The sequence below is a fragment of the Aliidongia dinghuensis genome, from assembly GCF_014643535.1.
Lineage (GTDB): Bacteria > Pseudomonadota > Alphaproteobacteria > ATCC43930 > CGMCC-115725 > Aliidongia > Aliidongia dinghuensis.
On sequence record NZ_BMJQ01000008.1, the window covers coordinates 111,905 to 125,042 of the forward strand.

General features: G+C 65.1%; 9 protein-coding genes. 5 read left to right on the forward strand and 4 right to left on the reverse strand.

Going from position 1 to position 13,138, the window contains the following annotated elements; genetic code table 11:
• Positions 1-82 precede the first annotated feature (82 nt).
• Complete coding sequence (locus IEY58_RS16180; RefSeq protein WP_189047592.1) at positions 83-1,534, forward strand: PilZ domain-containing protein; 1,452 nt, start codon at positions 83-85, stop codon at positions 1,532-1,534.
• Between the two features lie 55 nt (positions 1,535-1,589).
• On the opposite strand, the gene IEY58_RS16185 is transcribed toward IEY58_RS16180, so the two are convergent.
• Positions 1,590-3,020 (reverse strand): sensor histidine kinase, encoded by a 1,431-nt coding sequence (locus IEY58_RS16185; RefSeq protein ID WP_189047594.1) that lies wholly within the window; start codon positions 3,018-3,020, stop codon positions 1,590-1,592.
• A gap of 355 nt (positions 3,021-3,375) precedes the next feature.
• On the opposite strand from IEY58_RS16185, the gene IEY58_RS16190 reads away from it, so the two are divergent.
• Positions 3,376-4,200 carry an N-formylglutamate amidohydrolase gene (locus IEY58_RS16190; protein WP_189047596.1) on the forward strand — a complete coding sequence of 275 codons (825 nt, stop codon included), beginning with the start codon at positions 3,376-3,378 and terminating at the stop codon, positions 4,198-4,200.
• A gap of 28 nt (positions 4,201-4,228) precedes the next feature.
• Here IEY58_RS16190 and IEY58_RS16195 read toward each other — a convergent pair whose 3' ends face one another.
• The 3 genes from IEY58_RS16195 to IEY58_RS16205 form a co-directional block, all read right to left on the reverse strand.
• Positions 4,229-6,259, reverse strand: a complete 2,031-nt coding sequence (locus IEY58_RS16195) for a motility associated factor glycosyltransferase family protein (RefSeq protein ID WP_189047598.1) — start codon at positions 6,257-6,259, stop codon at positions 4,229-4,231.
• Between the two features lie 11 nt (positions 6,260-6,270).
• Positions 6,271-8,214 (reverse strand): tetratricopeptide repeat protein, encoded by a 1,944-nt coding sequence (locus IEY58_RS16200; protein WP_189047600.1) that lies wholly within the window; start codon positions 8,212-8,214, stop codon positions 6,271-6,273.
• Positions 8,215-8,329: 115 nt separating this feature from the next.
• Positions 8,330-9,058 carry a nucleotidyltransferase family protein gene (locus IEY58_RS16205; RefSeq protein WP_189047602.1) on the reverse strand — a complete coding sequence of 243 codons (729 nt, stop codon included), beginning with the start codon at positions 9,056-9,058 and terminating at the stop codon, positions 8,330-8,332.
• Positions 9,059-9,249: 191 nt separating this feature from the next.
• Between IEY58_RS16205 and IEY58_RS16210 the strand changes: the two genes are divergently transcribed.
• From IEY58_RS16210 to IEY58_RS16220, 3 genes are read left to right on the forward strand one after another with little or no spacing between them, the layout of a single operon-like run.
• Positions 9,250-10,968 (forward strand): glycosyltransferase, encoded by a 1,719-nt coding sequence (locus IEY58_RS16210; protein WP_189047603.1) that lies wholly within the window; start codon positions 9,250-9,252, stop codon positions 10,966-10,968.
• A complete protein-coding gene (locus IEY58_RS16215; protein WP_189047605.1) occupies positions 10,949-11,953 on the forward strand; it encodes a thiamine pyrophosphate-dependent dehydrogenase E1 component subunit alpha in 1,005 nt (334 codons plus the stop codon). The genes IEY58_RS16210 and IEY58_RS16215 overlap by 20 nt, the downstream gene beginning before the upstream one ends.
• Before the next feature lie 14 nt (positions 11,954-11,967).
• Positions 11,968-13,044: an alpha-ketoacid dehydrogenase subunit beta gene (locus IEY58_RS16220; protein ID WP_189047607.1), complete on the forward strand. Its 1,077-nt coding sequence runs from the start codon at positions 11,968-11,970 to the stop codon at positions 13,042-13,044.
• The last annotated feature ends 94 nt before the right edge of the window (positions 13,045-13,138 follow it).

A 13,138-nucleotide genomic window follows, 5' to 3' on the forward strand; every position in this document is an offset into this window, starting at 1 on the left:
TCAGATAGTTGCGCCTGCATACTTCGTTGGCACGGGCCTCGCTAAGGAGTGTCGGACAGCCGATACATCCGAACCAGAGGTCATGATGCGAGCCTACGAAGAACTTCCCGGTGCCAAAGGACGTCGGATCTTCTATCGCCCCGAGCGCTTTTCAGCCCGGGAGGCGTTCGGCCGTGTGTTGCCGACCGTCGAAATCAACAACCGGTCGCACGTCCTGAACGATCTCAGCATGTCCGGGATCTCGGTCGTGGGCGCCAACGACAGCGAGCCGCCCGCACTCGGCTCAAGCGTGGTCGTTCGGCTGCGCGTCGGCGACGAGCTCCTGCACGAGGGTGAGGCCGAGGTCCGGCGCGTCGAGCCGACGTCGGCCGGCGCGCGCATGGCGATACAGCTCAACTCCGGCTTCCTCGACGTCCGGCGCCTGGTCGCCCGGCACCAGGAAGTGCTGCTGGAGCGCGAACTCGACCGGGCAGCCCTGCCCGAGAACGATCTGGTGCCGGGCGAATACCGGCGCCACCTGTCCGATATCCTGTTCATGTTCCGCGAGTTCCGGACGATCGCCGACCGGGCGGAGGCGCGTATCCGCGCCAACGGTGGCGATGTGGAGGGGCCGGAGGCGCAGGAATTCCTCGATCGGTGCGAGGCGCGCCTGGTGCCGGCCTGGAACGCGTTCTGGAAGCGCGCCAACGCGCTGGTCGAGCCGCTCCGGCAGGACCCGGACGCGCTCGCCGCGACCAAGCGCTATACCGAGCGGGTGCTGACGCCCGAGGTCATGGCAGGCGCCATCTGGCGCCGGTCCTACGAGAAGCCGCTGGGCTACCCCGGCGACTATCAGATCATGAACCAGGTCTACGACTGGCAGCGCGTCGGCAGCACGCTCTACGAGAAGCTGCAGCATCGCCTGGGCCTCGAGAATGCCGCCTGCGTCGCAACGCGAGCCGACATGGTCCGCGAGGCGATCGACCAGGAGATCCGCCGCGCGCCGGAGCGGGTGACGCATATCGCGAGCCTCGGCTGCGGCTCGGCCCGCGAGGTCATCGGCTATCTCGACCGCGACATGATGCCGGGCCGGGCGAACTTCACGCTGGTCGACCAGGACCAGGGCGCGCTCAGCTACGCCTACGAGCGGACCTACCCATCGGTGATCCGCCACGGCGGGACGGCCAACCTGCAGTGCCTGAACGCCTCGTTCATCCAGCTGCTGCGCACCGGCGAGCTGTTCGGCAAGCTGCCGCCGCAGGACCTGATCTACAGCGTGGGCCTGGTCGACTATTTCCAGGCGCGGCGGGCCAAGACCTTCATCGCCGCCCTCTACGAGCACCTGGCGCCGGGCGGCCTGCTGATGATCGGCAACCTCAAGGACAGCGACATCAGCTGCTTCTGGCCGATGGAGTTCATCTGCGATTGGACCGTGGTCTATCGCAGCCACGACGACATGCGAGCGTTGGCCAAAGGGCTGGGTGCTGCGGAGGTCGACGTGCGCGACGATGCATCCGGCCGGGTCTGCACGCTCTATGTGCGCAAGCCCCGCTGAAGCGGGGCTTATGAGGCGCCGGTCCCATCGCTCGAAACGGGCGATGGGACCGGAATCAGACGGCGATCCGCATCAGGGGCCGCTCGGTGGCCTGGCGTCCGGGAACCTGACGCTCGATCGTCGGCCGCTCGATGGGCGGCAGGATGCGGCGGCTCGGGAACCAGACGGTCACCACCGTGCCGACGCCCAAGCGGCTGTCGATCAGGAGGGCGCCCTCGTGCAGTTCGGTGATCTTCTTGACCAACGGCAGGCCGAGGCCGGTGCCGCCGTGATTGCGGTTCAGGGAGCTTTCGACCTGGACGAACGGCAGGATCACCCGTTCCAGGTCCTTCTCGGCGATGCCGATGCCGGTGTCGCGCACCTCGATGCCGCGGCGGCCAAGATCGTCGGACGGGAAGCTGATCGTGACGCTGCCGCCGCGCGGCGTGAACTTGACCGCGTTGGACACGAGGTTGATGACGATCTGGCGGCACAGGCGCTCGTCGGCGGCGATGCAGAAGGGCCGCGCCGGCGGCAGCACGCGGATCCTGATCTCCGCCTGCTCCGCCTCGTCGCGGAACATCGGCAGGCAGTTGTGCACCGCCTCGACCGGGTCGATTTCCGCCTCGTCGATGCCGAGGCGCCCGGCTTCCGCTTTGCTCAAGTCGAGGATCGTATTGATGATGCCGAGCAGGTGGTTGCCGCTGTCGTGGATGTCCGCGGCGTAGGTCCGGTAGCGCTCGCCGCCGAGCGGGCCGAACATCTGCTGCCGCATCATGTCCGAGAAGCCGATAATGGCGTTGAGCGGTGTCCGGAGCTCGTGGCTGATGATGCCGAGGAATTCGCTCTTCGCCTTGTTCGCCGCCTCGGCCGCCTCGTGGAGCCGCTCGGCGCGGGCCTTGCCTTCGAGCAGCATCTCCTGCTGGACGAAGCTGCGGCGCACGTAGAGTTCCTGCAAATAGCTCGACAGCGTGCCGACCAGAATCGAAACGGACAGGAAGAAATCGTTGCTGAACAGCACGCGCAGCGGCAGCGGGTTGATCTCGAGCGCGATCAGCTGATAGGTCGCGAACAGCGTGAGCGCCGCTGCGAGCGCGTTCAGGTGATGGAGCCTGAGCAGGCTCGAGCCGTAGATGACGACGAGCACCAACCCTGCGTAGTAAGTTTCCTTGGCCGGTCCCGTCGAGATCGCGATCATCAGCAGGATGCCGCCGCCGGACGTCAGCATCGCCGCCGTCAGGATGGGCTGGGCGTAGACAAGGAACATCCGGGTGTAGGTGAGGGCGACCGTCGACAGAAGCGACATGACGACGAAGCCGAAACGGATCGCCCAGATCCGATGGTATTCGTCGGGCGCCGACAGCGGATCGATGAGCCCGCACAGCGCGCAAAGGAAGGCGGCGCTGACGAGGAACATGCGCACCACGGTAAGTGCTGATCGCAGATTGTCGCGGATAAAACGATCCTCGAGCGCGCCGTCACCGAAGCGCAGCGTGATGCGATTCATACGCATCGCTTCCGGCCGGATCGGCGATATCTCGGGCTCTACGATCGTCACGCTCGCTCCATGGGGGGCGGTGAAAACCAGACTAGGAAGGTCACGCTCCGGAGCGGAACGATCTTGATGACTCGTTTCCCTTATGTCGCCAAGAAACCGCAGCGCGCAGATCGGGAGGCTATGGTTAAATTACGAGCATAACTAGCGGCCATAGCCGTTAACGGTTGGTAAAATTTACCATCGAAATCGCAAATCGGCCGCTAACCAATTGCAAGCAATTGTATCTAGTCTTATTGAACTTGCAGGAAAAGCGCCCAGCGCGGCGGGCGCACCAGGTTCTGCCGAGAGAGGGTGAAGCAGCATCATGCCGGAGAAAACGACCGTGTCCGACGCCGACGGGCGGGCGTCGCTGCTGCGCATGGGCGACCCGTCGCCCTTCACTGTCATCAATCCTTATGGCCGGGCGAAAGTGCTGCTGCTGTGCGATCATGCAAGCCGTGCGGTGCCGAACGCGCTCGATAATCTGGGGCTCGCCGACGCCGATCTCGCGAAGCATGTCGGCTGGGACATTGGGGCCGCAGCCCTCACGCACGAACTGTCGCGGCGATGGGATGCCCCGGCCGTGCTATCGGGGTTCTCTCGCCTGGTGGTTGACTGCAATCGCACACTCGGCGAAGCAACCTCGATGCCGGCGGTCAGCGACGGCATCACCGTTCCTGGCAATCAAGGGTTGAGTGCAGATCAAATCGAGGCGCGGGCAACTGCGTGCTACTGGCCCTATCACGGTGCCGTCACCGCGGCGCTCGACCGGTTCGCCGCCGCCGGTGTGGCGCCGGCCGTCATTTCCATGCACAGCTTCACGCCCCGCATGAACGGCCTCGAGCGCCCGTGGCATGTCGGCGTGCTGTGGGACCGCGACCCGCGCCTCGCCGTGCCGCTCATCGCCAATCTCGCGCGGCTGCACGGCCTTGCGGTCGGCGACAACGAGCCCTATTCGGCGCGCGATCCGCACGGCTTCACGCTGCGTCATCACGTCAATCCGCGTGGGCTGCCGAACGTGCTCCTGGAAATGCGCCAGGACGAGGTCGGGACCGACGAGGGTGTGCTGCGCTACGCCGATTTCCTCGAGACCGCCTTCGCGCCGATCCTGGCCGATCCGGCGCTCTACCGGCCGGCGCTCTACCTCTGACGGCGGCGCGCCGCCGGGATCGGAAGGCTTAGGCAGCCGGCTGCGCTGCGCCCTCGGCCGCGACGGGCGCATCCTTGGCGAGCGCGTGCAGAATCTCGAACTGCGCCGTGCAGTCCCGGCGGATGATCTCGAAGCGCGCGCGGACGGCGTCCAGGAAGGTCGCCATCGTCGCGACCTGCAGTTCCGGCTCGACGCGGCGGTAGAAGTAATAGCCGATCTGGAAGCACAGCATGAGGAAGCCGACGTTGACCGCGCGCAGCGCCGGCTGGTGCGGATTCTCGCCCTTTTCCGCAATCATCGGCAGAGAGCGCTCGTAGAAATCGAGGAACGGCATCTCCGTGGCGGCGGCCTCGTCGATGAACGCCAGCATGTCTTCATACCAGCGCGTGAAGCTCGCCTCGATCGCAACCAGATCGCCGGTCGGCACCATTTCGCCCGGCCGCTTGTCGACGAGCTCGGCGCGGATCCGCTGCAGTGCCAGCGGCTTGCGGTGCGGTGGTGCTTCGATCTTGAGCGTGCGCGGCAGCTTCGGCAGCGTGCCCGGGATCTGCACCCCGTCCGAGCAGTTGAAGATCTTGGCGAACGAGAAATGCTCGATGCCGGCCGCCATCATCATGCGCGTCCAGTGCAGCGTGCCGTTGGTATAGGCCTTGCCGCCGAAATTGGCCGGCATCTCGATCGTCATGGCCTCCTGGCTCGACGTGTAGCCTTTGCCCCAGTCCTCGGCCTTGTAATAGATCGCGTCCTGCGAATGGTGCTTCACCGCATCGCGCGAGCCCAGGTCGACGCCGAACAGGTAGATCTCGCGGAAGCACATGAGGAGGGCCGCGCGGATCGCGAGATTGGTGCAGGTCGGCGCCGTGCCGAACAGCCCGATCTTGTCCGGCGCCCAGAGGCCGGTCGACGAGACCGAGTCGCGGAAATAGAACACCTTGTTGTCGAACAGGCCCGGCATCTCGGGCCAGACCGTGGTCGAGCCGATGAGCGTGATGCCCTCGAAGCCGAACTGGTCGGACGTCCGCTTCAGGTGGTCGTAGGACGACCAGACGTTCTCGAGCTCGCAATGGAAGTCCGGGCGGATGCCGTTCCTGAGCAGCGGCAGGATGCCGGTGCCGCAGGAGAAGATGATCGCCTGGCCCTGGAGCCGCTTGATGGCGTCGATCGCCTGGTCGAGCGAGGGGCCGGAGCCGACGACGAAGGCCGGCAGGTTCTTCTCGAGCCGCGGCCGGTCGTCGAGCAGCTTGAACTCATTGCGAATCAGGTTCGTGCCGCAATTGCGCAGCATGACCCATTCATCCTCGACGAAGCCGATCGAGATCGGCAGGAGCGGCAGCTTCTCGCGGAATTCCTCGTAGGCCTTGTCGAGCGCCAGCGAGGAATAGTGGCGGAACGCATAGGACCCGTCGATGAGCCCGAAGCCGCGGCCGCGCATGGTCCAATGGACATATTCGGCAAGCGTTTCCGGCTCGTTGCTGAAGGTGAAATGCAGCGTCTGGCCGCGCTCTTCGATCTTGTCGAAGATCGCCGCCCAGTCGTGCAGGTGCAGCGCGTGATAGAAGAATTCCGGATATTCCTCCGCCACGATGAAATGGCGCACGTCCATCTCCTCGAACAGCGCCGGCATGTGGAAACCGAGCCCGATGCCGTAGATCAGGAGGAAGCCCGAGTCCGGTGTCGGCAGGGTCGGGATCTTGGTGAGCTGGCGGCCCTTCAGGAACTCGTAGAGCGCCGACGTGACGTAGTCATGGTGATAGGGCTTGACCGGCGCCTGGTGGTGCATCGGCGGGTTCATGAAGAAGCGGTGCGGGCTCCGGCGGAACTCGTCGAGCTGCCGCTCGGCATGGGTCTTGGCATCCACCGGATAGAGCAGGGTGTGGCCGAGGTCGATGTTGATGTCGCCGGTCTCGACGCTGCCGACGAGCCGGCCGCTCGGCTCAGAGATCGCGCGCATGCGGACATAAAGATGAGGATAGCGCCGACGGAGCGCAGCCATGTTGCGCTCGAACAGGTCGTCGGGGCTGTCGGTCATGGCGCTCTTGGTCACGGCGGGGGCGGTCATGGCGGGGTCAGTCACAGCTGGGACGGGGTATTGACGAGGTGGGCGATGGCGTTCAGCAGGCGGTCGGCCTGCTGGGCCGCGGCAGGTTCGCGGTCGGCTGCGACGCGTTCGGCGAAGCGCCGGCTGAGGCCGGGATCGGCGATGGCGGCGATGGCCTTGCGGCGGTAATCCTCGGCATCATGGGCGAGAAGCTCGTCCGCGCCGATCCGCTCGAACCAGGAAGCGACCAGATTGGCGCGCGGCGACCGCTGGCGGCACGTGAGACCCAGAATGCCCTGTGCCGCGGCGGCGACCAGCCCGTCGGCGAACTGGTTGCCGATCGGATCGAGCAGCAGGTCGACCGTCGCCAGATACGCCTGGATCGGGCCCGGTTCGCACAGCCGGAGCCGGCCCTGCGGCAGTTGGCCGGCGATGCGCTGCACCGATGCTTCGCCACCCAGCTGGGCGACATCGACGAGCAGCGTTGCGTCTGGACGGGCGGCCAGGATGTCGCGCCAGGCGGCGAGCGTCGTGCCGTCGATCTGCGTGCCCTCGGCGAGCGTGCCGAGCGTAATGCCCCCGCCAAACCCGCCCGGGGCGGCCGCGGGCACCGGAAGGGCGTCCAGATCGAGCGGCGGCAGGTCGGTCGGCTGGATCGCGAGCCCGCCTTCGACCGGGATCAGCGCTCTTGGATCGATGTCGGTGCCGAGGGCGGCCGGGTCGGCGAGGACGCCGGTGAAGCCTGCCGCCAGCGCCACCGCCGGGTCGGCATAGAGCGCCAGCACATGCGGCGCCGGCGCCTGGGCGATGATCGCGGCATGGTTGGTGACGAACGGATCGTCGAGATCGATCAGCACGTCGAGCGCGTCGTTGCGCACCATGAGGCCGGCAGTGTCGAAATCGAGGTCGGTCAGGTCCTGCCAGCCGTTCGAGCGGGCACGGAGCCGTCGGGCGAGGGGGGCATCGATGAGGCCGTCGGCGTAGACGTAGAGCTCGACCCGACGGCGGTCGAGCTGCTCGAACGCCGGGATGACGAGGTCGAGCCCCTCGCCATGGCCCCAGTGGCCCGACATCACGCCGATGCGCACGCGGCGTGTCGCGAACTCCGCCGGGGCCGCGGCACTCGGCCGGCTCTCATGGGCGAGGAAGCGCTGGCCCCAGCGCTCGGCGAGTGCGGCGAGCATTGCCCGGTCCGGGTCGGGCCTGCGGCCCTGTGCCTGGACCGTGCGCCAGGCGACGGTCGCGTCGTCGGGAGCGAGCGATTCGGCCTCGCGCCCGGCGACGAGCGCCTCGTCGAACCGGCCGCAGGCGCCGAGCACCAACGCCTGGAGCGAAAGATCCTCTGCACGCCGATCGCTGGCCGAGACGTCGCTGACCGACACGAGCGCCGCCGCCGCGACCTGGGCGTCGTCCAGCCGGCGGGCGCGGTAGAGCGCTTCCGTGAAGCCGCGCCAGCCCTCGAGCGAGCGGGAATCGACCTCGATCTCGCGCCGGAACGCCTCGCAGGCGCCGTCATAGTTTCCGGCCAGGAGCAGCTTCTGCCCCTCCTTGACGAGCGGCCGGTCGGCGATCTTGTAGAAGGCCTGGTCGAAGCTGCCGAGCCAGTCGGGCAGCATGCCTGGGATGCCGGTGTCCCGGGCCGCCGCGGTCGCGAGCTTGCCGTAGAAGAGGCCGTCGACGAGCCGGCCGGTCTTGGAGAACACGATGGCGAGCGCATCGATATGCTCGCGCACGTCGGGCGCCACCTTGTGCGCCGCCTCGAACGCCTCGACCGCCTTGCCGGGCTCGTTGAGCCGAAGCGAGAGCAGCCCCACCAGATGCAGCCCGACATTGCTGTTGGGCTCGAGCGCGTTCACCTGCTGGGCCAGCGCGATGCCGCGCTCGAGATCATTCGCCGCAATCGCCGCCAGCGCCGCACGCACGGCCTCGTCGCGCGTCAGGCTGCCGGGGGCTGGGGTGGGGGAGGTGGAGGGCAATGGGGGGTCCTGCGTCCGGTGATTTCAAGCGCGTCGGCAGCTCATTGAACTAGCGCAGTGAGGGTTAATGAAATGGAAAACGCTCGCAGCGCATAGTCCTCTATCCTTGCGGATCCTACACCTTCCATTCGTCGGACAGATTGCCCTGTCTGGCGAGGAAACGGCTAGCGTCCGCGTAAGTCTCCGGTAAGCCGATGTCGAGGAGCTCTTCGCTCACCGCAACGCCTGTGACCAGGCCACGTTCGACCCAATGGGGCAAAATATCGCGTTCGAAAGAGCAGGGGCCTGGGGCGATCGTCGCCAACAGATCGCGGGAAAGAACATAGATCCCCGCGTTGATAAGGCCTTTGCCGGGCTTTTTCTCGATGAACTCCACGACCCGATCGCCGTCCAGTCGCACTGAACCGAAACGCGCCGCGTCGGCGATTGATACCAGCGCCAGCGTGGCTCCGGCGCCCGTTCGACGATGGTGGTCGAGCAAGGTCTGCCAGTCGATCGAGACGATCGAGTCGCCGTTGGTCGCGAAAAGGGTGTCGGTGGTAACCAGTGGCAAGGCATGACGCAACGCCCCGCCTGTGCCGAGCGGCTCGCTTTCGACGGTCATCCGCACCGGCAGGGGCGGAGCACAACGACTGTAATGATCGACGATTTGGTCCGCGAGATGACCGAGCGCCAGCACGGCGCTGCCGATCACGCCGCTCGCCGCCAGGCGATCCAGCACGTAATCGAGAAAGGGGCGACCTGCAACGGGGGCCAAGGGCTTTGGCACGGCGCTCAATACGCTCGCAAGGCGCGTGCCCTTGCCGCCGGCGAGGACTATGCAATCGACGAGTTCCGACTTCATCTCGATCCCACTCCACGGTCAGGCTGCGAAAGCGTGCGGGCCAACCGCGTGGTAAGCACCGGAATGGCACATCGTCGATCATAGATGCTTAACGATTTGTTTTCTCTCACCGGGCAGACAGTAGTTGCGGTGATCGGGCTGGTTGTTGGGTCGGAGCCAGTCCTGTTAGTGGGCGAAGGGGGAAGCTGTGCATGTCTAGCGGTCATTCGGGCGAGCAGATAGTCTCGGCGGCGAAGACCGTTTTCGATCTGTTGCAGCGTCGCGACTACGATGCCGCGCTGACAGCGGCTCTCGCCATTCCGGCTGATCATCCCGATCGTGACGCGCTCGAGCGCGTCGCCTGGGCTCGCATGGGACGCTTCCCGGAGGCTGTCGTTGCCGGTCGGCGGCATCTTGCTCGTGGCGGAGCCTCGAATGAAGATTGGTTCCGGCAGGCACAGATCCTGCTGCGCAGCGGCGCTTTGGAAGAAGCCTTTGCCGTCGGCATGACCGCCCTAAGCCAAGCGCCGGAAGACTGGCGTCTTTTGATACCGGTCGTGGAGGCCGTTCTGGCCGAACCAAGGCTCGAGCTTCGGCTTCGTGCCGAAGCGGCTGCGATCATCGTTAGACATCCACGCGTGCTGCCGCCTGCGTTTGACGGACAAGGCGGTGTCCTGCTGGCCAATCGTCTGCCGCATATCGCGCCGCTTGGGGGTGAGCACCCGCTCTATTTTCGTTTCTGCGAATATTTGGATCCGATCCCGCGCTATCGGCCAGAGAGCTACGGCGCGGGGTTGCTGGCGGCGGCGATTGACGCGCTGCCTCGCGCAGCCTTTGCGGTCGAGCGGCTGATGGCGGCCGGGATCGGTGTCGGCCGTCGTGCCGCTGCGCGCTATGTCGCCTCCCGCTTTCCGACCCTGCTCGTCAATCATCAGGGGTGCGCAATCGAGCTCGCCCTGCAGCAAACCATGACGCTTGGCGAACTGCCGTATTTTGTCATTTTCGATTTCATGCCGATGCTGTTTTACCCGTTCAGTCCGACCGAGCACATGAGCTTCCCGGAGGACGACGAAGAGCTGTTCCGTATCATCGGCCATGAGCTCGATTCACCGGCCTGCCTGGGCTTCCAGGTCTACACCGAGACCCAAAAGTCCCTGCTCTCGGCGGTCTTCGACAACCCTCGCCTCGGGCAGAAGGCGCATTTCATCAATTTCCTATCCAGCGTCGAGCCCGATGTTGAGATCAGCACTCGCTTGCGCCCACGTGGCGAGGAGCCAACCGTAACGTTGCTTTTCGCTGCGAGCTTCGCGCCATCGGAGGACGGCTTTTACATGCGCGGCGGTGTCGACGCGATCAATGCTTTCGCCGAGCTTTACGAGGAGTTCCCACACCTGCGGCTAATACTGTGCGGACAGTTGCCGCGCAGCCTGTCTGCGCGTCTTGCCGATCTGGTCGAGCATCATCCGGCGATCACCTGGCGGCGCGAGTACATCCCACAAGCCGAATACGAGGAGATGCTGGCGGAGAACGACATCTTTGTTTCGCCGGCGATTGCGACATTTCGCAACGGTCTGATCCAGGCAATGGAGCGCGGGCTGGTTCCGGTCGTTTCGGATGGCCATTACGCGGCTGAGTTCGTTTCCCACGAGGTTAACGGCCTTGTGGTTGAGGGGCGAAAACGACTGGCGGACGTCGTCTCGGGCGGCGGCTTTCGCAGCGACTGGCGCGCACTTTATGGCGCGGTGGATCATCCGAGCGATGCCGAGTTCTATGCTGCCTTCAAGGCTGCACTCCGACGGCTGATCACGGGTCGCGATCTGTTGCGCCGGATGTCCGAGCGTAACCTTAAGGACGGCAGCCGGCATCAATTCTCCCCGGTGGACATCGAGCGATTCCGCACGTTGGTGGGCGATGCGGTGCGTCGGGTGTAGCGCCGGGTTTGGTGGGACAGCATTGAGCGTCGAGACTGCATCAAGGGTTCAGAAGATGGTCCGCACGAGTAGGTACGAGGCATTGTTTGCGCAGGCGCTGCGCATCCGGCTCTTTGAGGAGCGGCTCATCGAGCTCTATCCGTTCGATAAGATCCAAAGCCCCGTACATCTGTCGATCGGCCAGGAAGCGGTTGCCGTCGGCGTGTGCGAGAGCCTGACGCGCGAGGATCTGCTGTCGACGACCTACCGTGGGCATGCCTTCTATATCGCCAAAGGCGGGCGGCTGCCGGAACTGATGGCGGAACTCTATGGGCGGGCCAACGGCATCTCGGGCGGCAAGGCGGGTTCCATGCATCTGGCGGCACCAGAGGTCGGCATGATGGGGGCGTCGGCGGTGGTGGCCTCGACCATTCCGCATGCCGTGGGCTCAGCGCTTGCGGCGCGGCTGCGCAAGACCGGACAGTTGAGCGTCGTGGTATATGGCGATGGAGCGACCGAGCAGGGGGTCCACCACGAGTCGCTCAATTTCGCTGCGCTCCATCAGTTGCCGGTGCTTTTCATCTGCGAAAACAATGAACTCGCGGTCCACACGAGGCCCGACGCACGGCAAGCCTACCGGATCATCGACCATGTCGGCACTTATGGGATCGAGGCACTCCGCATTGAGGAAGGCTATGACTTCCTACGTGTCGGCGATGTGGTTGGCGCTACGGTCGAGGCCATGCGGCGGGATGGCCGGCCACGCTTCATCGAGATCCTGACCCGCCGTTACAAGGAGCATGTCGGTCCGGGCGAGGATTTTGCCGCGGGTTATCGCTCTCGGGCCGAGATCGAGTCGTGGATGGCCAAGGACCCGCTGATCGCGGACGCGGACCTGGTAGCCGACCTGACCCCGGCGATCATGAAGGAGATCGACGAGGCGGTCGCCTTTGCCGAAGCCGGACCCTTGCCCGATCGAAGCGCGTTGCTGAAGGATGTCCTGTGAGAGCCGAGACCGCCATGACCATGATCCACAACGGCCTTCCCGCACAGATGAGCTATCGGGAGGCGCTGGCGCACGCGATGCACAGCGCGCTCGACCAGCACGACAACACGATCATCATCGGCCAGGGTGTGACCGATTTCAAAGGCATCTTCGGCACCGTGCTGGGTTTGGCTGAAACCCATCCCAGCCGAGTGATCGAGACGCCGCTCGCCGAGGACTCGGTGACCGGCATCTGCATCGGCGCGGCATTGAACGGCGTCTATCCGATCAATATCCACATCCGCGCGGATTTCGGCCTGCTGGCCGCCAATCAGCTCATCAATCTCGCCGCCAAGTACAAATACATGTTCGGCGGACTGTTCAACGTGCCAATGATGGTGCGCATGGTGATCGGCCGCAGTTGGGGCCAGGGCGCGCAGCATTCCCAGAGCCTGCAGTCGTTGTTCGCCCATATTCCGGGTCTGGTCGTGCTGATGCCGTCGACGCCCGAAGCGATCGTCTCGTCCTATGCCCACGCGATCGCCCATCACGCGGGGCCGGTCATCATGCTCGAGCACCGACTGATGTACGATTTGGTGTTCGAGACGGCGCGGCAGGCGACGGTGCCCCATCCATTCGGCTCACGTGTCGAACGGAGCGGTGGTGACGTCACCATCGTGGCGACCTCGATCATGGTGCTGGAGGCGCGCCGGGCGGCGGCGCATCTTGCCGCGCATGGCATCGACTGCGAGATCATCGACCTCCATTCGATCTCCCATCCGGACCATCAGATGATCTTGGATAGCATCGCCAAGACCGGTCGCCTGGTCGTTGCCGACACGTCTTGGCAGCCTTACGGCGTCAGTGCCGAGATCTGCCGCATTGTGGCCGAGCGCGATCCTAGGCTGCTGAAGGCGCCAGTCGTCACCCTCGGCATGGCGCCGGCCCCTTGTCCGACAGCCAAGGCGCTGGAAGATATGTATTATCCCGACCTGCATGTGCTCGTCGATGCGACGGCCCGTCTTGTGCGCGGCCGCGAGGACCATGGCGTGCCGATACTCGACGCCAAATCCATGACGGATTTCTACAAGCACTTCAAAGGGCCGTTCTAGCCGAAGATAGGCCGGTTTGCTTCAACTCGGCGTTAACGCTTCCTTTCCTTTAATAGAAGCTCGGGTCGCCGTGATCTCGGAGGAGGCTTCTTTA